The sequence below is a fragment of the Arthrobacter sp. genome (assembly GCF_031179985.1).
GTDB lineage: Bacteria > Actinomycetota > Actinomycetes > Actinomycetales > Micrococcaceae > Arthrobacter.
Window position 1 is genome coordinate 13,355 of record NZ_JAPSHJ010000008.1, and the last position, 22,940, is coordinate 36,294.

21 protein-coding genes are annotated in these 22,940 nt (G+C 62.2%); 9 read left to right on the top strand and 12 right to left on the bottom strand.

Annotated elements, in window-relative coordinates:
- Window positions 1–81 precede the first annotated feature (81 nt).
- From RIN13_RS05645 to hisC, 4 genes are all read right to left on the bottom strand, one after another.
- Window positions 82–1,593, bottom strand: a complete 1,512-nt coding sequence (locus tag RIN13_RS05645; protein WP_309106362.1) for a 2-oxo acid dehydrogenase subunit E2 — start codon at window positions 1,591–1,593, stop codon at window positions 82–84.
- A gap of 57 nt (window positions 1,594–1,650) precedes the next feature.
- Window positions 1,651–2,631: an alpha-ketoacid dehydrogenase subunit beta gene (locus tag RIN13_RS05650; protein ID WP_309106363.1), complete on the bottom strand. Its 981-nt coding sequence runs from the start codon at window positions 2,629–2,631 to the stop codon at window positions 1,651–1,653.
- The gene (pdhA, locus tag RIN13_RS05655; protein WP_309106364.1) at window positions 2,631–3,848 is read right to left on the bottom strand and encodes a pyruvate dehydrogenase (acetyl-transferring) E1 component subunit alpha; all 1,218 of its coding nucleotides are present in this window, start codon (window positions 3,846–3,848) and stop codon (window positions 2,631–2,633) included. Before pdhA ends, RIN13_RS05650 begins: the two co-directional genes overlap by 1 nt.
- Before the next feature lie 149 nt (window positions 3,849–3,997).
- Window positions 3,998–5,116 carry a histidinol-phosphate transaminase gene (gene hisC, locus RIN13_RS05660; RefSeq protein ID WP_309106365.1) on the bottom strand — a complete coding sequence of 373 codons (1,119 nt, stop codon included), beginning with the start codon at window positions 5,114–5,116 and terminating at the stop codon, window positions 3,998–4,000.
- Window positions 5,117–5,172: 56 nt separating this feature from the next.
- On the opposite strand from hisC, the gene RIN13_RS05665 reads away from it, so the two are divergent.
- Entirely contained in the window at window positions 5,173–5,601 is a 429-nt protein-coding gene (locus tag RIN13_RS05665; RefSeq protein WP_309106366.1) for a phage holin family protein, read from the top strand.
- Between the two features lie 35 nt (window positions 5,602–5,636).
- Here RIN13_RS05665 and RIN13_RS05670 read toward each other — a convergent pair whose 3' ends face one another.
- Together RIN13_RS05670 and RIN13_RS05675 are read right to left on the bottom strand one after the other, a co-directional pair.
- The gene (locus RIN13_RS05670; RefSeq protein WP_309106367.1) at window positions 5,637–7,082 is read right to left on the bottom strand and encodes a hypothetical protein; all 1,446 of its coding nucleotides are present in this window, start codon (window positions 7,080–7,082) and stop codon (window positions 5,637–5,639) included.
- Window positions 7,082–7,387: a hypothetical protein gene (locus RIN13_RS05675; protein ID WP_309106368.1), complete on the bottom strand. Its 306-nt coding sequence runs from the start codon at window positions 7,385–7,387 to the stop codon at window positions 7,082–7,084. Before RIN13_RS05675 ends, RIN13_RS05670 begins: the two co-directional genes overlap by 1 nt.
- 229 nt (window positions 7,388–7,616) lie before the next feature.
- Here RIN13_RS05675 and purB point away from each other — a divergent pair, with 229 nt between their 5' ends.
- The 3 genes from purB to RIN13_RS05690 all read left to right on the top strand — a co-directional run bounded on the left by purB (window position 7,617) and on the right by RIN13_RS05690 (window position 10,369).
- Complete coding sequence (gene purB / locus RIN13_RS05680) at window positions 7,617–9,059, top strand: adenylosuccinate lyase (RefSeq protein ID WP_309106369.1); 1,443 nt, start codon at window positions 7,617–7,619, stop codon at window positions 9,057–9,059.
- A complete protein-coding gene (locus RIN13_RS05685; RefSeq protein ID WP_309106370.1) occupies window positions 9,056–9,733 on the top strand; it encodes a histidine phosphatase family protein in 678 nt (225 codons plus the stop codon). Before purB ends, RIN13_RS05685 begins: the two co-directional genes overlap by 4 nt.
- A gap of 132 nt (window positions 9,734–9,865) precedes the next feature.
- On the top strand, window positions 9,866–10,369 hold the full coding sequence (locus RIN13_RS05690) for a GNAT family N-acetyltransferase (RefSeq protein WP_309106371.1): 504 nt from the start codon (window positions 9,866–9,868) through the stop codon (window positions 10,367–10,369).
- 4 nt (window positions 10,370–10,373) lie between these two features.
- On the opposite strand, the gene RIN13_RS05695 is transcribed toward RIN13_RS05690, so the two are convergent.
- Window positions 10,374–11,450: an FAD-dependent monooxygenase gene (locus RIN13_RS05695; protein WP_309106372.1), complete on the bottom strand. Its 1,077-nt coding sequence runs from the start codon at window positions 11,448–11,450 to the stop codon at window positions 10,374–10,376.
- 181 nt (window positions 11,451–11,631) lie between these two features.
- On the opposite strand from RIN13_RS05695, the gene RIN13_RS05700 reads away from it, so the two are divergent.
- The 3 genes from RIN13_RS05700 (at window position 11,632) to RIN13_RS05710 (ending at window position 15,718) form a co-directional block, all read left to right on the top strand.
- The gene (locus RIN13_RS05700) at window positions 11,632–12,711 is read left to right on the top strand and encodes an extracellular solute-binding protein (RefSeq protein WP_309106373.1); all 1,080 of its coding nucleotides are present in this window, start codon (window positions 11,632–11,634) and stop codon (window positions 12,709–12,711) included.
- Between the two features lie 86 nt (window positions 12,712–12,797).
- The gene (locus tag RIN13_RS05705) at window positions 12,798–13,937 is read left to right on the top strand and encodes an ABC transporter ATP-binding protein (protein WP_309106374.1); all 1,140 of its coding nucleotides are present in this window, start codon (window positions 12,798–12,800) and stop codon (window positions 13,935–13,937) included.
- A complete protein-coding gene (locus RIN13_RS05710; protein WP_309106375.1) occupies window positions 13,934–15,718 on the top strand; it encodes an iron ABC transporter permease in 1,785 nt (594 codons plus the stop codon). Before RIN13_RS05705 ends, RIN13_RS05710 begins: the two co-directional genes overlap by 4 nt.
- Before the next feature lie 34 nt (window positions 15,719–15,752).
- Here the strand turns inward: RIN13_RS05710 and RIN13_RS05715 are convergent, their stop codons facing one another.
- From RIN13_RS05715 to RIN13_RS05735, 5 genes are all read right to left on the bottom strand, one after another.
- Window positions 15,753–16,943 (bottom strand): 4-hydroxybenzoate 3-monooxygenase, encoded by a 1,191-nt coding sequence (locus tag RIN13_RS05715; protein ID WP_309106376.1) that lies wholly within the window; start codon window positions 16,941–16,943, stop codon window positions 15,753–15,755.
- Window positions 16,944–17,059: 116 nt separating this feature from the next.
- Window positions 17,060–17,809 carry an IclR family transcriptional regulator gene (locus tag RIN13_RS05720; RefSeq protein WP_309106377.1) on the bottom strand — a complete coding sequence of 250 codons (750 nt, stop codon included), beginning with the start codon at window positions 17,807–17,809 and terminating at the stop codon, window positions 17,060–17,062.
- Between the two features lie 98 nt (window positions 17,810–17,907).
- Window positions 17,908–19,086, bottom strand: coding sequence for an ABC transporter permease (locus tag RIN13_RS05725; RefSeq protein WP_309106378.1), 1,179 nt, complete (start codon window positions 19,084–19,086; stop codon window positions 17,908–17,910).
- Window positions 19,083–20,237, bottom strand: coding sequence for an ABC transporter permease (locus tag RIN13_RS05730; protein ID WP_309106379.1), 1,155 nt, complete (start codon window positions 20,235–20,237; stop codon window positions 19,083–19,085). Before RIN13_RS05730 ends, RIN13_RS05725 begins: the two co-directional genes overlap by 4 nt.
- A gap of 19 nt (window positions 20,238–20,256) precedes the next feature.
- On the bottom strand, window positions 20,257–21,195 hold the full coding sequence (locus RIN13_RS05735; RefSeq protein ID WP_309106380.1) for an ABC transporter ATP-binding protein: 939 nt from the start codon (window positions 21,193–21,195) through the stop codon (window positions 20,257–20,259).
- A 169-nt stretch (window positions 21,196–21,364) separates the two neighbouring features.
- Here RIN13_RS05735 and RIN13_RS05740 point away from each other — a divergent pair, with 169 nt between their 5' ends.
- On the top strand, window positions 21,365–21,856 hold the full coding sequence (locus RIN13_RS05740; protein ID WP_309106381.1) for a glutathione peroxidase: 492 nt from the start codon (window positions 21,365–21,367) through the stop codon (window positions 21,854–21,856).
- Window positions 21,853–22,908, top strand: coding sequence for an SMI1/KNR4 family protein (locus RIN13_RS05745; protein ID WP_309106382.1), 1,056 nt, complete (start codon window positions 21,853–21,855; stop codon window positions 22,906–22,908). The genes RIN13_RS05740 and RIN13_RS05745 overlap by 4 nt, the downstream gene beginning before the upstream one ends.
- The last annotated feature ends 32 nt before the right edge of the window (window positions 22,909–22,940 follow it).

The window sequence follows — 22,940 nt, forward strand, 5'->3', positions numbered from 1 at the left end:
CTCCGGCCATGACTACTCCGCGGAACAGCGGTCCGCGTTCACCATTCGCTGGCCGTCACCATCAGCTAGCTAAGCCCTCGTTCAGTCAAGCAGCAGGGCAGGCTCTTCGAGGATGGCCGCGACGTCCGCCATGAACCGCGCCGAAAGATCCCCATCCACCACCCGGTGGTCAAAGGAGCCACCCAGAGTGGTGATCCAGCGCGGGATGACCTCTCCATCCAGCACCCATGGCTTCTGCTTAATGGTGCCGAAGGCAACGATGGCTACCTCGCCCGGGTTAATGATGGGTGTGCCGGTATCAATTCCCAGCGCGCCGATGTTCGTGACAGTGAGCGTGCCGCCCTGCATCTGTGCCGGCTGGGTCTTGCCTGCACGTGCTGTGGTTGCCAGGTCGTTGAGGGCCAGGGCCAGCTCCTTGAGGGAGAGATCCTGCGCATTCTTGATGTTGGGCACCATGAGGCCCCGCGGTGTAGCGGCGGCAATACCCAGGTTCATGTAGTGCTTGACGTGGATTTCGGCTGTATCGCTGCCGTCGGTGCTGTCCACCCAGGTGGCATTGACGCTGGGATTACGCGCGGCAGCCCAAATGACCGCCTTTGCGAGGATCAGGAGGGGGGAGACCCGGATGCCCTCAAAATCACGTGATACCTTGAGCCGCTTCACGAACTCCATGGTCCGGCTTGCATCAACATCCACAAAGATGCTGACGTGCGGGGCCGAGAACGCCGACTCCACCATCGCCTTGGCCGTCGCCTTGCGGACACCCTTGACCGGGATGCGCTCGATGCGCTGGTCCTGCGGCTTGCCGGACTTGCCCCAGAACGAATCGGCTTTATCCAATTCGGCGTCGCGCTGCGATTGGTAGCTCACCAGATCCTCACGCGTAACTTCGCCGCGGGCGCCTGTAGGAACGACGTCGGAGAGGTCGATACCAAGATCCCGGGCAATTTTGCGGACAGGGGGCTTCGCGAGGACCTTGTTCACCAGCCCGCTGATGGTGCCGCCTAGAGTCTGGCGGTCGGCGTCCGGGACGGCGCCAGCCGTGGCCGCGGCCTCCGGAGTTTCCATCCGCTGGACCTGAGGAGGCGCGACGGCGGCCGGCATGTCAGAAGGAGGAACAGGCGTTACGGACGCATCCGCCGGGACGCCCATGCCCGAGGATTTCCGCGGCCGGCGCTTCACGGCGTCGGCCTTGGGACCCGATCCGACCAACGGTCCGCCAGCCTCCGGACCCGTGCCGGGAGTATCCTCCGGCAGCTTGCCGTACAGCGGCACGGCCGGCGTCGAAGCGGCGGGTTCTGCTGTCCGGAGGGCGGGGGCCGGCACGTCCGCGGGAGTGGGGTCCCCGGCAATGGCGTCGCTGACGCTGATGATCGGGGTTCCGACGTCGATGGTCACGCCTTCGGGGACCAGCAGTTCGGTCACGGTACCGGCGAAAGGCGACGGCAGTTCGACGAGCGACTTAGCGGTTTCAATCTCGCAAAGGACGTCGTTGATAGCCACGGTGTCTCCGGCCTTCACCTTCCAGGAGACGATTTCAGCCTCGGTCAGCCCTTCGCCCACATCGGGAAGGTTGAACTTGTTCAGAGTCATGGAGTCCTCGGTTTCGAAACGATCAAGGGCGGCGTTGGAACTTGCTGCAGACTGGATTCAGTAGGCCAGGGCGCGGTCCAGCGCCTCAAGAATCCTGTCGATGTCCGGCAGGTAATCCTCTTCCACCTTGGCTACGGGATAAGGCATGTGGAAGCCTCCCACCCGGATCACCGGAGCCTCCAGCGACAGAAACGCCCGCTCACTGATACGTGCGGCGATCTCGCCGCCGATTCCACCAAAGGTGGGGGCCTCGTGGGCCACGATCAGCCGGCCGGTCTTTTTTACGGACTCCGTGACGGTTTCGAAGTCGATGGGGGAAATGGAACGCAGGTCGATGACTTCGACGCTGCGGCCGTCTTCCTCCGCCGCGTTTGCCGCTGCAAGGGCAACCGGCACGAGAGGCCCGTACGCAACGACGGTGGCGTCCTGACCTTCCCGGATCACGTGGGCCTTGAAAGGATCATCGGCGAGCCCGGGGGCCTGGATGTCGACGTCGCCCTTGAGCCAGTACCGGCGCTTGGGCTCAAAGACGATAACGGGGTCCTGGCACTCCACTGCCTGCTGGATCATCCAGTACGCGTCGTGGGCGTTGGACGGGGTGATGATGCGAAGGCCTGCGGTATGCGCGAAGAGCGCCTCGGGCGATTCCGAGTGATGTTCCACCGATCCGATGCCGCCGCCGTACGGAATGCGGATCACTACGGGAACGGTGAGGTTGCCGTGGCTGCGCGCATGCATTTTGGCCAGCTGGGTGGTGATCTGGTTGAACCCCGGGAACACAAAGCCGTCGAACTGGATTTCGCAGACCGGGCTGTAGCCCCGCAGGGCCAGCCCGATTGCTGTACCGATAATGCCGGACTCAGCGAGGGGTGTGTCTACGACTCGGTCGGCGCCGAATTCACCGATCAGCCCGTCAGTGACGCGGTAAACGCCGCCGAGGGGTCCAATGTCCTCGCCCATGAGCAAGGACTTGGGGTTGTTGGCCAATACAGCCCGGAGGCCTTCGTTGATCGCCTTCGCGATGGTCATGGTGGTCATCAGTGCGCCGCCCCTTCAGCTGCATCTTCAAATCCTGCGCTGTACTGCTCGAACCAGGCGAGCTCCTCAGCCACCAGCGGATGCGATTCCACATAGGCGTTCGCGAAGGCTGCCCGGATGTCAGGCGTCTCAAGATCGTGGGTGGTGCGCCGCACATATGAGGCGAGTTCATCGCCGTCGGCCTTGACCTGCTCAAAGAAGGCATCATCTGCCAGGCCAGCGGCGCGCAGATAGACCTCGAGCCTCGCGAGAGGATCCTTCGCCCGCCAGGCATCCTCCTCAGCGGAGAGCCTGTATTTGGTGGGATCATCAGCGGTAGTGTGCGCGCCCAACCGGTAGGTGAAAGCCTCGATCAAAACAGGCCCCTTGCCCGAACGTGCGTGCTCCAGCGCCCACTCCGTCACAGCATGTACGGCGATGACATCATTGCCGTCCACGCGGATGCCGGGGAAGCCGTAACCCTTAGCACGGTTGGAGAGGGGTATGCGGGTCTGGACGGCGCTGGGGACCGAGATAGCCCAATGGTTGTTCTGGCAGAAGAACACCACGGGAGCGTTGTACGAGGAGGCAAAAACCATGGATTCATGCACGTCACCCTCGGAGCTGGCACCGTCACCGAAGTAGGCAACGACGGCGGCAGGCGGCTCCGTTCCCGCCGGATCCGAGGCGGCGGCGAGCTTCTGGTCGCGCTGGATCCCCATCGCGTAGCCCACGGCATGGAGGGTCTGGGCGGCAAGAACCAGCGTGTAGAGATGGAAGTTAGTGTCCTTGGGGTTCCATCCACCGTTGGAGACACCGCGGAACTGCCGCAGGAGTTCGGACAGGTCGACGTTCCGGGTCAGGGCCACGCCGTGCTCGCGATAGGTGGGGAAGATGTAGTCCTGGGGCTGGCTGGCCCGGCCTGAGCCGATCTGGGCTGCCTCTTGCCCGGTCAGCGGGACCCAGAGCGCGAGCTGCCCCTGCCGCTGAAGAGCTGTGGCCTCCTGGTCGAACCGCCTGATGGCCGCCATGTCCGCATAAAAACCGCGGAGCTTGCCGGCGTCGAGCTTGTTGGCGTACTCCGAAAAAACAGGATCGCTGCCCAAGGTTCCGTCCGGTCCCAGCAGCTGCACCATCTGGGCATCGGGTTCCCCCATGGCCGCCTCGGCTTCCGCCTCGAGCTGGTCGTCTACCTCGGTTCCGTCGAACTCGGTGGAGGGCAGATGTGTGGCGCCCATACCGTCTCCTCGCTTGCCGCATAAGAATGCGCTGCAATGTCGCTGGGATATATGCTCTTCGGGGAATATATTCCCATCGGAGCATATATTGTGGCTTACTGATCCTTACTTTATCCGCAGTAAGGTAGCGGAAGCCGCCTCGTTAAGCGCTAGGAACGCTGTGGGGCTTTTGTATAGTTCGCACAGAGTTCCAAGAACCGGGTGTTCGCCTCTGTTTCTCCAATGGTGACGCGTACACCTTCGTCCCCAAAGGCCCGGACGGAGAGTCCTGCTTCTTCCGCCTTACGGGAGAAATCCGAGCTGTTTTGGCCCAGGTTAAGCCAGACAAAATTTCCCTGGGCCTCAGGAACGAACCATCCCAGTTCCTTGAGGCCCGCCGTTACCCGGTCCCGTTCGTCCACCAGCACTTGTACCCTTTCTACAACCTGGCTGAAGTTCTGCAGGGAGGTCACGGCTGCAGTTTCCGCTATCTGCGAGACAGCGAAGGGAGTGGCGGCCACCCGCAGGTGCTGCGTGAGATGTGGCTGGGAAATGCTGTACCCCACCCGAAGGCCTGCCAACCCATGGGCTTTCGAGAAGGTCCGAAGCACCACTACGTTGGGGTACTTCCTGTACATGTCGATGCCCTCGACAGCATGACTGTCGCGTACGAATTCCTGATAGGCCTCGTCGATCACCACAATCACGTCCGACGGCACGGTGTTGATGAAGCGCTCCGTCTCCTCGGCGCCCAAGCTCGGTCCGGTGGGGTTGTTGGGGGTGCAGAGGAGAATAACTTTGGTCCGCGCCGAAACTGCCGCGGCCATCGCCTCCAGGTCATGGCGCCCTTCAGGGGTCACGGGGACCCTGATGCTCTCGGCGCCGGCCAGTCCTACACAAATGGGATACGCCTCAAATGAGCGCCATGCGTAGATCACCTCGTCTGCTTTACCGTCCTCATTTTGCCCGGCGAATGCGGCAAGAAGCTGGTTCAGGGCACCAAGGCTCCCCGTCCCTGTGACAATGTCCTCCGCCGGAACGGACAAAAACCCCGCCAGAGCCGTCCGCAGCCTGGTACTCAACGGATCAGGATAGCGATTGAAGTCTGTTTGCGCCGCGATGGCTTCCACGACGGCAGGGATTGGCGGCAGCGGATTCTCGTTCGAAGACAGCTTGTAACTCGTGATGCCCTCGACGGCGAGGGGCGGCTTCCCGGCGGCATAGCGCGGGAGCCTGTCTACCACTGGCCGCGGCCTGATACCAGGGGCAATCTTTTCTGGTGTCGTCATGTGAACCAGCCTACTTCCACGTATCTGCCGCCTGCCCGCGTGTGAAAACATGGGGGATGCGTTCTTTCATTGTGCGGGTAGTTATCAACGGACTGGCTTTGTGGATTGCGAGCTGGATCCTTCCGGGGCTGGATATCTCCACGTCGGCCGCTTCTGAGGCCGTTGCCAGGACAGGCGTAACCGAAGGAACCGACACCATCGGGCTCATCCTCGCTTATTTGTTCATTGGATTGATCTTTGGACTGGTCAACGCTTTTGTGCGTCCCCTCGTCAGCCTGCTCTCCTTGCCCATCACTATTCTCACGCTTGGGCTGTTCACTATCATCATCAATGCAGCCATGCTCTACCTGACGTCCTGGCTCAGCAGCTTCACCCCGGTTGACTTCACCATCGACAGCTTCTTCTGGACAGCTATCCTGGCCGCCATCATCATCACCATCATTTCCCTGGTCGCCAGCCGCATTCCGGGAGCCCGCCGCAGCTAACGGAGGTCCGGGACAGCCAGCCGCCAGGCACGCCCCTACCGGCCGCCGTAGGGAAAGCCCGGATGCCGTTCCTTGCGGGCAGCGGAAACGCGACCAGCTTCCTTTGGCGGGACCTGAGGTTCGCGGACCATGCGGAAGCGGGTAGCCGTGGCGGCACCACCTGTGCCCACCACTCCGGCCAGAGCGGCGGTTGAAGCTATCAGCGAGGGGTCATCGCTGGCTGAAACGGCCCTTGCCCCTTCTTCGTAGTTGGTAAGTCTGTGCCCTGGTCCCAGCCCGGCCTCCTCCCCTGACGGGATCAGCGCAGGACTGGTCAGCGTCACCGTGACCCGGTCGCTGGTATCAGGGCTGGGGACGCCGTCACTCCCCGGCACCCAGTCCTGACGGTGCTCCAGGTGCAGGCTGCTGATTCCAGGCTGAGGAGTTATTCCACCGACCGGCGAGCCAGCGGTCAGCACATACTTCAGGTCGTACTCCGCAAGAAAGGCCCTGTCCTTGCTGAGGTTCATGGCATGGACGCCGCCCTGGCTGTAGCCCACGGCCACCACCTGGTCCTGTGCTGCTGCTCCGGCCTGCTGGAGGGCGGCACGGATAGCAGCGCCGGTGTATTGGGAGTCGTAGCCCAACCCTTCAGCGATACCGGCTTCATCAAAGGGATTGTCACCGCCTCTGGGGTTCCCTGGCTGCGTCCCAGGAATGATCACGATGAAAGCCTTCTGTCCGTCGTGGACGGTTTGGATGATTTCGATGCGACCGTGTCCCTGGGCATCCACGCTCCGGGCCCTGGCCAGCAGACCGGCGGGTGAAGCATCCAGATCAGTATCGGACGTCGCTTCCTCTACGGCTGTGACGGGACGGGGCTTGAGGTCCGGGAGTCCGCTTTCTGCCAGGATCCGGATAATGGACGGGACACCGGATCCCTTGGAACCAGGGCCAAGAGCCGTCGCTGCCGCCAAAGCCAAATCCGGCCGCACTCCGAGGAGGAGGCGCAGGCATAGAGGCACATTTCGGGCGAGGGCTTCTGTTGTTTCCCGGTTCATGAATCCGGTAAGTCGACTGTCTGTGATCTGGGCAGAGAACAGTTCAAAGGACCCCATTCCCATGCGGAGATTCTGGCCGCTCTGGCTTTCGGCTGCCTCATACTCACGCTGACACGCACGCACCTGGTTGCCGATGTCCTGCAGCTCCTGCCGGACCGCCCCGACCGCACGCCGGCCTTCCCCCACCGCATCGAGGGCCGCCACTCCGCTGGACCTGGGTTCGTTCCCGTAGTTGCACAGCTCCTGCCAGACACTGTGCGTTGCGGCCTCGACCGAGGTGAGCGTGCCTACGAGGACGTCCAGTGCCGCCGCGCCCGCCGCAAGCTCGGAAAGCTGGAAGCTGATGCCACGAACTCCGCCCCTGATCGACAAGTCCCCATCAGGCGGGGGCAACTGAGGGCGGAGCGGCCCGCCAGCACCTCCTGGTGAAATCTCAGCCATCAGTAACCGCCTGCCGCAGTCCGTGTGGAGGATTCCGCCACGTTCTGGGCGTGGTGCCGCACCGCTGTGGCCGCCTGATCCAGCTTCTCCCTTGCCCGACGCAAGGAAGCTGCCTGCAGCCCTACACTCAGGCGGTAGGCCCTGCCGGCCGGTGACTCCCAGCTTGCGAGCTCCAGTTGGGAAAGCCGGCGATGTACCGCCTCGACTTCAGTTATCCCCGCCTCAACCCGGCCAGCGAGCAGCTGGACCTCATAGCTCCGCGAAGCGCACTGGTTGAGATCCCCCGGTGTGATGGCGCTGCTCATTGTTGGACCCCCAAAAAGTGGATATGTGGCGGCGGAATCCCGGGAACAAGTCCGTCCAGGGAACTACAGGTCTGTCACTGCCCTTTCAATGTAAAGAACCTCCTTTCCGGCGTGAACAGACCACGGCGGCTATGTGGATAAGCGGGCATAACAACCAGTGCTGCTGTTGACGGGAAGTCACATGCCCGCCCGGCTTAGGCAGACTCGAAGTTCATGAAAGAATTGCCGCATGCCTCAAACTGCCGCCACAGCTGATACCCGTACGCCCTCCGGACGCATTGCGCTTGCCGCTTCCCCGGTCCAGATCGCGCTCGGCCCGCTGGACGGCCGCTACCAGTCCGCCGTCGCGCCGCTCGTTGACTACCTGTCAGAAGCAGCTCTGAACCGGGACCGCGTCGCTGTGGAGGTCGAGTGGCTGATTCACCTCACTGGCAACAACGTTCTTCCCGGAGCCGGACCGCTCACACAGGAGCAGCAGGAGCAGCTCCGCACCATCGTCACTGAATTCGATGCCGCCGCCGTTCAGGAATTGGCGGAAATCGAGGCAGTAACTGTCCACGACGTCAAGGCTGTGGAGTACTACATCGGCCGCCGGCTCCAGGGAATCGGCATCGAAAACCTCACCGCTCTGGTGCACTTCGGCTGCACATCCGAGGACATCAACAACCTCTCCTACGCGCTCGGCGTGAAGGGTGCTGTGGAGGACGTGTGGCTGCCGGCTGCAAGGTCCCTGGTGGCCCAGATCGAGAAGATGGCCGAAGACAACCGCGCCGTCCCCATGCTCTCCCGCACGCATGGCCAGCCCGCCACGCCCACCACGCTGGGCAAGGAGCTGGCCGTCGTCGCGCACCGCCTGAACCGCCAGCTGGAGCGGATCGCAAAGACCGAATACCTCGGCAAAATCAACGGTGCCACGGGTACGTACGCCGCCCACGTTGCATCGGTGCCCGGCGCTGACTGGCAGCACGTCTCCAAGTCCTTCGTTGAAGGGCTCGGCCTCACCTGGAACCCGTTGACCACGCAGATCGAAAGCCACGACTGGCAGGCCGAGCTGTACGCAGACGTCGCCCGCTTCAACCGGATCCTGCACAATGTCTGCACGGACATCTGGAGCTACATTTCCATCGGCTACTTTGCGCAGGTTCCAGTAGCGGGAGCCACCGGTTCCTCCACGATGCCTCACAAGGTCAACCCCATCCGTTTCGAGAACGCCGAGGCCAACCTGGAGATCTCCTCCGGGCTGCTGGACGTGCTGGGCTCCACGCTGGTGACGTCCCGCTGGCAGCGTGACCTGACGGACTCCTCTTCCCAGCGCAATATCGGAGTGGCATTCGGACATTCGCTCCTCGCCATCTCCAATGTGGCCAAGGGCCTGGAGCGTCTTGATGTGGCTGAGGACGTCCTCGCCAAAGACCTGGACACCAACTGGGAAGTCCTGGGTGAAGCGATCCAGATGGTGATGCGCGCAGAGGCAATCGCAGGCGTCGAAGGCATGGAAAACCCGTACGAACGGCTCAAGGACCTCACCCGGGGCCAGCGCGTGGATGCTGCCCGCATGCGCGAATTCGTCCAGAGCCTGGGCCTCTCTCCAGAGGCGGAATCCCGGCTGTTGGCTCTGACCCCCGCCAAGTACACGGGGATCGCTGATCAGCTGGTCGATCATCTGAAATGAGGCTCCTGCTCATTCGCCACGGCCAGACGCCCGGGAATGTTCTCGGGCAGCTGGATACTGCGTACCCCGGCCCTGGCCTAACCGAACTCGGTCAGCGGCAGGCGGCAGCGTTGGCCAGGGCTTTGGCGAATGAGCAGATCGACGCCCTTTACGCCTCCAGGCTGGTCCGAACCCAGGTCACCGCCACCCCGCTGGCCCGGGCCCGCGGCCTGGAGATCCAGGTGATGGATGGCTTGCACGAGATTGAGGCCGGCGCGCTGGAGAAACTGACGGACCACGAATCGCACATGCGCTACATGCGTACGGCTTTCGCCTGGACCTCCGGCGACCTGGACCGCCGGATGCCTGATGGCCCGACCGGCCACGATTTTTTCGGGCGTTACGACGCCGCCATCGCCAGCATTGCGGCTGCGGCAGCGGCGGCTGGAACAGACGGTTCCGGATCGGTTGCAGTGGTTAGCCACGGCGCTGCCATCCGCGTCTGGGCTGCTGCCCGCACCCACAATATCGACATCGACTTCGCCGCCAGGCACATCCTGGCCAACACGGGCATCGTTGCGTTGGAGGGAGACCCCGACGGCGGCTGGAACCTTCTGCACTGGGACGGCAGCCCGGTGGGCGGGCTGGCTTTGGCAGACCCGACGGCGGAAGACCCCACGGGCGACTCCTACTGATTTTGAGCCGGGTTACGCCAGCCCGGAAAAGTTCTCCCGGCCCTTACCGCCGCGAAACACAGCGGTAACCGCTGGTTTCTAGTCTTGAGTTGCATACCCCTTCGGAGAATGCGATCTCGAATCGAGGCAGTCATGCAGACCAACCCGCGTCTCAACATCCGTCAAGTCACCTGGGCGAACCCCGTTGGTGCCGATCTTCGAGCAGCCCAGCAGGCGGAATTGGATGCCCGCTTCGGAACGGCCGATCACGAGCCCGGCCCGCCGCCGTCGGAAGCTGATACTGCCGTGTTTCTGGTGGCCTACGAGAAAAGTTCGGGCCAGCCGGTAGGCTGCGGCGGCCTACGGATGCTGGACGACCGTACGGTCGAGATCAAACGCCTCTATGTCATTCCGTACATGCGCGGCTCAGGAGTCGCCAGCTCCATCCTGGCGGCGCTGGAAGGGCATGCCCATCAGCAGGGTTTCACCACGGTGACTGCCGAGGCCGGGTCGGCGCAGCCCGACGGGCGGCATTTCTACGAGCACAGCGGATTTGCGGAAGTGCCGAGTTTCGGCCCCTACATCGGCCAGGAGCATTCGCACTGCTATGCAAAGACAATCGATTCACACACCGCAGCCCACACGGCCATGGCCTAACACCCTAGTTCGACGGCGGTGGAAATTTCCGCGGTCGACCGCCGGCTGCCCGCAGTACCAGATCGCGGACGGGCTGCAGGCGTCCCGCCAGCGCGATGCGCATCATGGCGGCCGAGCCAAGACGCAGGGCCTGGGTACGCAGGAGTCTCTGACGGCCATAGGCCCGGAGGGCGGCGTCAACTGGCCGGGAGTTAAGGTGGTCGGCCAGGGTCACGGCGTCGATCACCGCCTCGCAGGCTCCCCGCCCCAGATTGGGCGTCATGGCATGGGCCGCATCTCCCACCAGCGCCACCCGGCACCGGACGTACCCGGCCAGCGGGGGCGTGGTCCAGATCCGCTGCGCCAGGGTCGCCTCGGTTTCGGCGGTTGTGAGAACCTCGCGAATGGCTGCTGCATGCCCGTCAAACCGCAAGCGGGCCAACTCAAGGGCCCTCCCGACGTCTATCTCGCCCGGTGCCAGTTCAGGCCGGAAGCCGGAGTGGAAGGAGGCGTACCAGTTGGTGCCTCCGGCGGCGGGACCAATGCCGAACAGGTCCCCTCGCCCCCAGTACTCCCCCGAGCAATCCTCCCAGAGCCTCCCCGGCACAACACCGCGGACTGCCACATAGGGAGTCAGGCGGGGTCGCGTGGACTCGCCCCATACGCTGCGGCGAACAACGCTGCCCACTCCATCGGCTCCCACCAATACTTCTGATCCCTTTGAGCTGTTGGCTTTTGGGCTGGCGCCCTCAAAGCGTCCGGTTACCCGGCGGACGGAATCCGGTACGGCAGAGTCGAGAAGCCGGATGAGTTCAGGCCGGGACACAGCGACGGTCCCGCCGGCGGGCACCACCAGCCACGGGTCACCCGCCGCGCTGCGAAGGGATCCGACAGCCAATGCCGGGCTGGAAGCCCTGACAGCATCAAGTATCCCCACCGCAGCAAGTGCCTCCTGCGCCTTCGGCCACATCATCAGGGATGTGCCTACAGCAGGCAGTTGCGTCCGCTGCTCGTAAAGCGTGACCTGGAAACGCTGGGCATCAAGGCGTGCCGCAAGGGCCAATCCGGCTATCCCGCCCCCAACGATTGTTATCTCCTGCACGGGCTGAGTGTACGCGCTCGACGGCGGCCAGGTGGCCATGCGGATCCGCGCCGGCCGCACGGGCAATCAACATGTCTGAAGTGTTCCCCAAATTGATGGTGATTCGTCATCAGGCAGCGTCAATCTTGGCTATAGGCTTGCGGGACATTGCTGATTCAATTGGGGGAGATGAGTCACTATCATGCATAAATTTAAAACTCTTGCTGTGGGTATTGTCGCTGTTCTTGGTCTAGCCGGTTGTGGGGGTACGCCAGGGACGGCGTCCCCTTCTTCCTCGCAGGCTTCCGGCGGATCAAGCGGCGAAACGTTGATTGTCTATACGAATTCGAACGGCGAAGGCCGGGGTGAGTGGCTGACCGAAAAGGCAGCAGCTGCCGGTTTCAAAATCGAAATCGTTGGTGTGGGCGGCGCGGATGCCACCAATAAGCTCATCGCAGAGAAGAACAACCCCATCGCCGACGTCGCCTTCGGGTTGAACAACATGTACTTCGAGCAGGTCAAGGCCGGCGGCGCAATCGAGCCCTACACGCCATCCTGGGCAGACGAAGTTGATTCTGAACTAGGCGACAAAAGCGACGATAAAGCCTATTGGCCGCTGGTAAAGCAGGCTATTCTGCTCGGCTATAACTCCGAGAAATTCAGCGCCGACAAAGCACCAAAGGACTGGACGGACCTGTGGACAAAGGACGAATTCAAGGATCGTTATGAGCGGGTCACGGGCTTGGGGACCGCAACGTCGCAACTGGTAGTCGCCAGTATCCTCACCCGCTATAGAGACGATTCCGGTGACCTGGGAATTTCCGACGAAGGCTGGAGCCAGATCGAGCAATACTTCCAGCATGGCAGCCCAGCGGTACCAAAGACCGATCTCTTTGCCCGGATAGCTGGCGGTGAAGTGGACATGGGCCAGATGCCGTCGTCCATCATCCCGGAACGCGAGAAGACCTTCAAAGTCAATGTCGACGTCGTCAAGCCGTCCGTGGGTGTGCCGTTTGCTGTGGAGCAGGTGGCGATTGTGAAGGGGACTGACAAGAAGGAGGAGGCGCGGAAGTTCATCGACTGGTTCGGCGGAGCGGAATTCCAGGGCGAGTGGGCACAGAAGTTCAACTCCATGCCCGTCAATGAGGGAGCCGTCACCAAAGCGAAACCGGAAGTGGTGGAGTTCGTGAATTCGCTGAAACAGCAGGACATCGACTGGATCTTTGTCCAGGAGAACATCGGGGCCTGGGTCGAGAAGATCGAACTCGAATACATGACGTAGAACGGACGGCGGGCGGAGCCAGACCCGGCCCCGCCCGTCACAGGTTTCTACATTCTCGAACACACTCCTTCCAGACAGGCTTTCCCATGATCCGCTTGGACAACATCGAAGTTACCTTTGGAGATTTCATCGCCATTCCCGGTTTGACGCTGGACGTGAAACAAGGGGAATTCTTTACCCTGCTGGGACCCTCCGGTTGCGGAAAAACGACGGCGTTGCGCACCTTGGCGGGGTTCATCGAACCATCTGCGGGAGATGTTTATGTTGACGGCAAGGCCGTAACCCGGCTGCCAAGCGACAAACGCCAGGTGGGCATGGTGTTCCAGAACTACGCCCTGTTTCCCAGCATGAGCGTGTGGGAGAACATCGCCTTTGGCCTTCGCGTGCGTAAGGAAAAGCCTGCGGACAGCGACCGGATGGTGCGCGAAATCGCCCGGCGGGTTGACCTCTCGGATGCCCAGCTGAGTAAGAACGTCGCGGAACTGTCCGGCGGACAACAGCAGCGTGTGGCGGTGGCCCGGGCCCTGGTGCTCCAGCCCAAGATCCTGCTGCTGGACGAGCCCCTGTCCAACCTCGATGCGAAGCTCAGGCATCAGTTGCGGCAGCAGCTCAAGGACCTGCAAAGCGAATTCGGCATCACCACCGTCTATGTGACGCACGATCAGGATGAGGCCCTGGCCATGAGTGACCGGGTTGCCGTCTTCAACAAGGGCATGGTGGAACAAGTGGGCACGCCGCAGACCATTTACGACGAATCCGCCACGGAATTCGTTTGCAACTTCATCGGGGACAGTTCGGCGCTGACGCCTGAGTTCATCGCCGAACTCAACCGGCAGTCCCGCACCCCGTTGGACCCCGCCGCCCGCTCGTACCTCCGGGTGGAGAAGGCTTGGCTGGAACCTGGCACAGGCCGTGAATGGGGCTCGGGCACCGGTGCACACCGCAACTTGGGCACGGATTTTGGCGCAGCCGTTCCCGAGGAAGCGGTGGCGCTCGAAGGGACCGTGGTCTCGCGGACCTACCACGGGCTTCACAGCAGATACCGCGTGAAATCCCACGGTTCGGAATTGAGCATCATCGTCCGGGAGGACGGGAGCAGGCGGCCAGATTCCGGGGCAAGGGTGACTGTCCATATCAGGCCGGAACACGTCCTCCAATATCACCCGGAGACCGGGAGCAGGCTCGAAAATACAGCCTTCGCGACGTCCGCAACCTCCCAGCCATGAGCGGAACATCCGTCAGGTCAATGCTGAGATCGCCCTTCGTGATTCTGGTGGGCGTGGTGCTCACCTGGTTCATCGCGGCCTTCCTTGTCTGGCCAAATGCGAACGTCTTGATTGCCACATTTTTCCCCGATGGAAGCTTTTCCGGCCGGGCGGCTGAGAAGCTCCTGTCCTCCGACCGCGCCATGAAATCCCTCGGCAACAGCTTCATGTTGGCGGCGGCACTCTCCATCACAGTGAACATTGTGGGGATCTTCATTGTGCTGGTAACGCACTACTTCAGGATCCGCGGGTCGCGGATCCTGTTCCTGGGCTACGCCACCACGTTTATCTACGGCGGCATTGTGCTCGCTGCCGGCTATAAGTTCATCTACGGCGAGAAGGGCATTGTCACTGTTCTCCTGGCCGGCATGTTCCCCGGGATGGATGCGGGTTGGTTCTCCGGCTTCTTTGCCGTCCTGGTGGTCATGACTTTTGCCACTACCACCAACCACATGCTCTTTGTTGCCAACGCGTTGAAAGGCGTTGATTTCCAGACCATTGAAGCCGCCAGGAACATGGGCGCCTCAACCTGGACCATCCTGCGCCGGATCGTCCTGCCCATGCTCAAGCCCACATTGTTTGCGGCCACCATCCTCTCCTTCCTGACCGGTCTGGGTGCCCTGAGCGCACCTCAGGTCCTTGGCGGCCGGGAGTTCCAGACCATCACCCCGATGATCCTGACCTTCACCAACAGCCCCACGTCCCGGGACCTCGCCGCCTTGCTTGCCGTGATCCTTGGTGTGGCCACCATTTTGATGCTTGCCGTGATGACCCGTCTGGAAAAGGGCGGCACCTACTTCTCACTATCCAAGGTGTCCTCACGGCTCGAGAAGCAGGCCATCACCAACCCATTGGCCAACGTCCTGATGCACGCGGCCGCTTATCTGCTCTTTGCCGTGTACACCCTGCCCGTTGTCCTGATCGTGCTTTTTTCATTCGCCGACAGTGCAGCTATCCAAACCGGCCAACTGTCCCTGTCCAGCCTCACGCTGGAGAACTATGTCAGGGTGCTCACCCAGCCTTCCGGCCTTCGTCCGTTCATCATCAGCATTGTCTACAGCGCCCTGGCCGCAGTCATCACGGTGGGAGGGCTTTTGTTCGTCGCGCGGCTGATCCAGAAGCACCAGAACTGGCTCACCACGCTCTTCGAATACCTTCTGCATATCCCGTGGATCCTGCCGTCAGCACTCCTCGCCCTGGGCCTGATCATCAGCTACGACCACCCGAATCCCCTCGTCGGCGGAGCCGTCCTGACCGGGACAACGGTCATCCTGCTGATCGCCTTCGTCACCGTCAAGATTCCTTTTACCCTCAGGATGCTCAAGGCAACTTTCACCACAGTGAACTCCTCACTGGAGGAGGCCGCCGCCATTATGGGAGCCAGGACCCTGTATGTCTTCCGCCGCATCCTGTTGCCGATTGTCCTGCCCACGGCCGCGGCCATCGCTGCACTGAACTTCAACAGCCTGCTGGACGACTATGACACCGCCATTTTCCTGGCCCACCCGCTATTCCAGCCGCTTGGGCTGATCATCAAGGCCAACACAGAGGGGGCCGAAGGGGTGGACGGCGTCTCGAACACCTTCGTCTATACGGTGCTCCTCATGGTCATCACGGGGCTCACGATGTACATCGTGTACGGGCGGGCACGCTCACGGGCTGGCCGCACGCCGCAGGAACTCCCGCCGTTGCCAGCGGCCGAGAGTTCCCTTCCAGCTACCGTTTCCAGCGCTGCTCCCTAGCCAGACGCATGGGAAAGCCCGACGGCGGTGCCTCCTACGCTGCTCCCGGCCAGCCGGTGTAAGCCTCAGCCAGGTACGCCTGCCCATGGCGGGAGGAAACCACCGAGTTAAGCTCCCCCAGTTGGCGGGCACGTGAAAACCCGTCAGCGTACGCCGGGGTGTGGAGCATCGAAGTCATCCAGTACGAAAATTGCTGGGCTTTCCACACGCGGTCCAGGGCGCGGCTGCTGTAGGAGTCCAACAGTTCGGTGGAACCCCGGGAGTAGTAGCTGTCCAGGCCCTCGAACAACATTTTCACGTCGTGGATGGCCAGGTTGAGGCCCTTCGCTCCGGTAGGGGGAACGGTGTGGGCGGCGTCCCCGGCCAGGAACAGGTTGCCATGCCGCATGGGAGTGTGGACAAAACTGCGGAATTTCAGCACCATTTTGTCGATGACCGGCCCCTCCTTGAGCGTGAACCCGTTGCCATTCACGCGGCTGCGGAAAGTCTCCCAGATGCGGTCATCGTTCCACTCCGCCACGTTTTCGTCTGGATCGCACTGAAAGTACATGCGTTGAACGGTGGGAGTGCGCTGGCTGATCAGGGCGAACCCATTCTCGGAGTTGGCATAGATCAGCTCATCGGAACTTCGCGGAGCCTCCGCCAGAATGCCGAACCAGGCGAAGGGATATTTGTGGAAGTACCATTTCCGGTGCGCTTCCGGGATCTGCAGCCTGCACTGGCTGCGGGACCCGTCCGCGCCCGCAATGAAGTCGGCCCGAAGCTCATAGTCCACCCCGTCTGCCCCTGTAAACCAGACCTTCGGCTTGCCCTCGATGTCGTGAAGACGTGTGTCAGTGACGCTGTAGCGGATGTCGCCGCCGTCGGCCTCCCGTCGTGCAGCGAGGTCTCTGAAGACATCCGTCTGGGGATAGAGCCACACGGATTCGCCCACCAGCTCCTTGAAGTCGATGCGGTGGCTTTCGCCTTTGAGTCGCAGTTCAATGCCGTCATGACGATCCCCGTCCCGGAGCACCCGGTCCGACACACCGCTGTCCACGAGCATGTTCACGGTGCCGTGTTCCAGGATTCCCGCGCGTACCGTTTCGGAAATTTCCTCCCGGCTGCGGATCTCCACCACTGTTGAGGCAATTCCGGATTTCGCCAGGAGGTGCGAAAGCATCAGGCCTGCGGGTCCTGCCCCCAGGATGGCCACTTGGGTGGTGACGACGGTACGTTCTGCCATGGTGTTCCTCGCTTCATCGCGTGTGGGAGCAGAGGCTACGGAGCCTGCTTGTTGATCTGGCATCAGTGTGTCCCTGAAAGGCCCCGGCGCATCATGTCGATTCCGTTGAACGGAATCTACGTCACGGCTTCCCCCAGTTGGCGCCCTATCCCACGGGCCGCTGTCTGGAGCGCCGGAATCAGAGCCTGCAGGCGCATCTCATGCAACGGAACAACCACTCCGAGAGCCGCCAGGGCGTTCTTTCGCCGGTCAAAAACGGGCACGGCGATACCCCACGTATCCGGGTCCACAACCCCCGCCAGCTGGGCGTACCCCTGACGGTTTGCCTCGGCCAGGAGCACACGCATCTCGCGAGGGCTTATCCGGCCGGAGGGATCGGCAAACTGATCCAGGTACTCCCCTTGGAGATCCTTTGGCTTGAATGCCATCAGAGCGACGCCGGCCGATGAGATGTGCACCGGCATTCTTCGCGCAATTTGCGCGCGGTTAGCCACCGACCCCCGACGGGACAACCTTTCCACAAACAGAACCTCCCAACCGTCCAGGACTGCAAGGTTCACATTCTGGTTCAGCACCTGTTGGATGTCCTCCATGAAGGGCAACGCGGCCTGCCGCAGGACGAGCGCCGGGGAATTACGGTTGACGAGCTCCCACAGCCGCAGTCCCAGCCGCACCGAACCGCCGTCGCCCAGATCCACGAGTCCGTGCTGGGCGAGTTGCCGGACCAGTCTGTGGGTGGTGGTGAGCGGAAGCCCCGCGAGCTCGGCAAGCTGCGAAAGCTGTAGGCTGCTCACGCCATCGGGAAATGCGGCGATGACCCGCACAACGCGGTCCACCACCGAGTCTCCCGACATAGAGTTGGCCACGGCTTCCTAATCTCCCAGCGAGTCCACCGAGCAGAGATTCCAGAAGGATTCCATTCAATGGAAATAACGCCTTCACCCTACCCTGCGTCAGGGGAAGGTCAGAGAGACCTGTTGAGGCTCCGGCGCAACAGCAACGAACCCAGCAGCAACAGCGCAACCGCCATGGCCGCCAGCACTCCGAGTTGAGGCAGGATGTCCCCTAAACCGCCTTCATGCCGCTGAATCTCGGCAAACGCGTCGTACGCAAACCGGTGTGGAGTGATGTAGGAGACCGTCCTGAGCGTCTCGGGGAACAGTTCAGGAGGCACCATGCAGCCGCCCAACCCGGCCAGAACCAAGCCCGCTCCAACCCCCACTCCGGAAGCAGCGCCGTCGTTGTCCATTACAGATCCGATCACCATGGCCGCCGCCGCTGAAACAGTGCAGAACAACGCCAAAACCAGCACTGACAGTGCAATGCTGCCCCACTGGACGCCGAAGAGCAGTGCGGTCCCCAGCATGATGTAGCCGCCCTGCACCAGCGCAATAGCAAACCTGCCCAGAGCCTGCCCCGCTACGGCTTGCCCGCTTGAAACAGGTGCTGCCAACATCCGTGGGATCACTCCCAGTTTCCTTGCCTGGATCAAGGTGGTGGCGCCCGTCAAAGAACTCAAGAACACAAAAAGCAGCAGCTGCTGGGCTGCTCCAAGATCGAACTGGCCCAGGCCGCGGAACTCCTGGGCGATTTCACTGGTATCCACCACCTCCACTTTCGGGGCCGAGAGCCTCTGCGAGGCGGCTGCCAGCGCTTCATCTGCCTGTGCAGCGGGCAGGCCTGCCTGAGTCAGTGCTGCGAGCTGGCCGCGCTCCACGTTGACCGATTGAATGGCCGTACGCACCTGTTGCATAACTGCCTGCGCGCCGGACTGCGACCCCATCACCACCTCAACCTCAGCAGGTCTCCCGGCTTCGGACCCGCCGGCATCGAATTCTGCAGCGGCCGCCTCTGAGATGAATAGCCCGACGTCGGTGCTGCCGCGGCTCAGCTCCTGCCGCACGGTATCCGCTCCCGCGAAGGTGACGTCGACGTCGGCTGCTTCGAGTTTCGTCTTGATGGCCTCGGCCAGCGACGATCCAGAACCCGAAATGGCTACGCGCGACTGCCCGGCACCCGCGCCGAACTGTGAGCCGATCAGCAGGATCAGCATGAGCGGAAAGATGAACACAAAGAAGATGTTGGACCTGTCCCGCAGGAACCGTTTCAGCTCCACACCCGCGAGCGCCAGCACTGCCGTCATGCCCGTGCCCCCCGGTCCGGAATGATCCTGGCTATGACCAGACAGATCCCGGCGAACACCAGCATCACAGTGATGGGAGCACCAACCTCTGCCAAGCCGCCCCCACCGGCGGAAATCCCCAGGCCGCGGATGAACGCGCCAACCGGGTTGATGTCCAAAAGGGTCTGGGCAAACCCAGAGCCCTGGATGGGAAAAAATGCCCCGCCTGCTATGCCCAGCACCATGGCCAGGATGGACTGCGCCACGTTAGCCTGTTCGGCAGTCCTGACCATGCGGGCCACGATGAAGGTGAGGCTTGTTGCCGCGGCCACCACGCTGAGAGTCAGCGCACCAACCACCAGAGGGGATCCGAAATCGACTCCGAACAGCAGCGATCCGGTAACCAGCAACACTCCGGTGGCCGCCACGCCGAGGATAAAACCGACGGCGGCCTTCGACGCCATGATGGTTCCGTGGCCGAGGGGCATGGACTTAAGCCGCGCCAGGGTGCCCTCCTCGCGCTCTGCCAGCAGTCCCAGGACTCCGAAGCCGACGGTGAACATCAGGAAGAGGCCGGCCTGGCCGGCAACCAGTGTTCCGTGGAAAGAAAGCTGCTCGTCCGAAGCCTGCCCTTCCTTGAGGATCAGTGCAGGGGCTCCGGCCGCCGCCTGGTTCCCGATAGCGGCTATGGTGTCAGGGGGAAGTCCGGCAGAACCTGCCGCGGCCGCCGCTACGGAAGCAGCGTGCAACTGGTCCACCACTCCCACCACCACGGAGATGAGGACGTCCGTTTCCAGTCCGGCGCCGTCGCCCTGAACCACCTGCACAGTGGGTGATGATCCTGATCTGAGCGAGCCGCCGAAGTCCTCAGGGACGATGAGTGCCATGTCGGCTGCACCTGACCCGGCCGCCGCACGGGCGTCGTCGGCCGACATCCTGTTGAGAGTAACGTCCACTACCTCCTGGGACTCAACGGTGTCCAGAACGGTTATAGCCAACTGGTCGTCGTTGGCGGCGCTTGCGGCAACCGTCACAGGCTCCAGCCCGGGGTCGTCGCTGCCAAAACCGCCAGTGACGAGGCTCAGCACACCCATCAAGGCAAGCGGAACGACGAGTGAAAAAACGAAGACTGACCTATCGCGGACGCGTTGCCTCAGGTCTTTGAGAATCATGATCCACAGCTGGCGCATATCAGTCCCGGAGCGCCTTTCCCGTGAGGTGGAGAAACACGGATTCCAGGTCCGGGCGGGTAATTTCCACGGATGTCACCGACATCCCGGCGTTACCTGCACCAGTGACGATGCCAGCCAGGACGCTCGGGCCATCCTGCACGGTCAGCGAGAGGGCTGAGCCGTCGCCGTCCACGTGCTGCACCCCCGGGACGAGGCGCAAGGCAGCCGCTGCGGCCACTGAATTTCCGCTGCCATGAAGGTTGATGCGGTCCACTCCGCCGGTCAGCTTGATCAGCTCGTCACGCGTCCCCTCGGCCTGGATGCTGCCCTCGTCAATGATGGCTATCCGGTCGCAGAGCCGCTCGGCTTCCTCCATGTAGTGCGTCGTGTACAGGACAGCCATTCCCTCGGAAGACAACGCCTCCACCGCTTCCAGTATGGAATTGCGGGATTGGGGGTCGACGCCGACAGTCGGCTCATCGAGGATCAGCAGCGTGGGGCGGTGCAGTAGGCCGATGCCGATGTTGAGCCGGCGCTTCATTCCGCCGGAGTAGTTCTTGGTGAGGTCGCCGGCCCGATCGGCCAGGCCGATAAGTTCCAGCACCTCCTGCGTACGCCTGGAGAGGTCCCTGCCGTTCAAACCCTGGAGCCGACCGAAGAAGCTCAGGTTCTCCCTCCCGGTCAGGTCGGGATAGATCGCCAGTTCCTGGGGGACCAGGCCGAGATGCCGCTTGGCCGCAGTTTCGGATGGACCCATCCCCTTTCCGGCGACCGTGACGGTACCGGCGTCGGCCGCAATCAGGCCGGCAATCATGGAAATCGTGGTTGTTTTACCTGCACCGTTCGGGCCCAGGAGCCCGAAGGTTTCACCCGGAGCGATGGTGAAGGACACACCGTCGACGGCGGCCAGGTCCCCATAGCGCTTGGCCAAGCCCTGCACGGTGAGGACCTCGGTCATTTGCGGTTCGGTTTGTCCTGCATCACTTGGTCGTGCGACACGCACTCCGGCGGCCCCCTTTAATCGACGTTCCAGCATCCAGTATCTGACAGAAAACCCCCAGTCTGAGCCCGTACGCTGATGTTGGCAACGAATTTCCGGTAAGACCCACTTTGCGAGGACCAACACCGTGACATCCCTGTACTCCATCCCCCTCACCCTGAACGACGGAACCCAGACCGACTTCGGCCGTTTCGCGGGAAACGTGGTGATGGTGGTCAACGTGGCCTCAAACTGCGGATTCACCCCCCAGTACACGGGGCTCGAGACCCTCTACGAAAAGTTCAAAGACGGCGGCTTTGAGGTTCTTGGAGTCCCCTGCAACCAGTTCGCCGGCCAGGAACCTGGCAACGACAGCGAAATCGCCGAGTTCTGCCAGCGGAATTTCGGGGTGACCTTCCCGTTGACCGTGAAGTCGAATGTCCGCGGCAAGGACCAGCATCCGCTCTACGCGGAGCTGACCAAATTCAAGAGCGGTGTGCTGCCCGGCCTGGTTAAGTGGAACTTCGAGAAGTTCCTGGTAAATCGCGACGGCGAAGTGGTGGCCCGCTTTGCTCCGACCGTTGAGCCCGACTCAGCTGAGGTCATAGACGCGATCGAGACTGCCCTCGCCAAAGGATGACCGCAGGCACCAGCCCCGGGGAACCGAAAGCACCCAGCCATGCGTTCACGGACGCTGATCTCAGAGGGTTGTGGATCGACGGCGACTTCTCACCCGAGTACCACGAGGAGGCGCGTCCAAGTGACGAGTTGATTGCATCTGTTGAGGCCGAACTGGGCGGTTACAAGCTGCCGGCGTCGTATGTCGAACTGGCCCGGATCCACAACGGCGGCGTGTTGCACAGGTGCGTTTACCCCATGCATCATCCGACAAGTTGGGCTGATGACCATATCGTCATCACGGGCCTGTACGCCTTGGGGCGGACCGCGCAATGGTCGGTTGTAGGGCCGCTGGGTTCCCTCCATATGGAGAGCGAGTGGGGCTATCCCCGTATTGGCGTTGGTATTGGAGACACCCCCAGTGCGGGCCATGAGCAGATCATGCTCGACTACCGTTCCTGTGGAAAAAGCGGCGAGCCGCAGGTGGTGCACGTCGACCAGGAAGCCGGTTATCGCATTACGTTCGTGGCAGAGGATTTTGCCACTCTTATCCGCGGGCTTGTGGGCGAGGATGACTACTATTTCGCCCAGGAAGAGCGCAAGGTGGCCTTGGTGACAGTGGAGCGGGGAACGCTTTCGCCGATCGTCGTCTCGGCATTGGCTGCGGCCTCGGGCCAACTCCCCGAGGGTGAGCGGATACTGCGGGCCCTCGCACGTCGGATTGTCGAGGACAAGGGCAGCTTCGCGCTGCATGGCGATGAGCAGTCATACGCGATGTACGACCTCATTTTCTGGCTGTATTCTCACTTGACCACCGCCCAATCCTTTGAGCACTTTGTGAGGGATCCTGAGGGCGCTGCCTCTTACGACGCTCCTTGTTATGAGCTCATGATTGTATTCAGCCTCACCGACCAGCCCTACGGTTTCAATACCGGTGACTTCTCCGGGGACTTTCTTCTGGGATGGTGGCAGGAGCGGCTCTCGTCGGGCGCCATCGCACCTTCCGCTGAAGGATTTCGGATGAGCCCCGAAACCCAGCAAAACCTCCTCGCAGTGGTATCTTCTATCGGTTGATTCCGAGGTATTTACGCACAACTGGAGGTCGC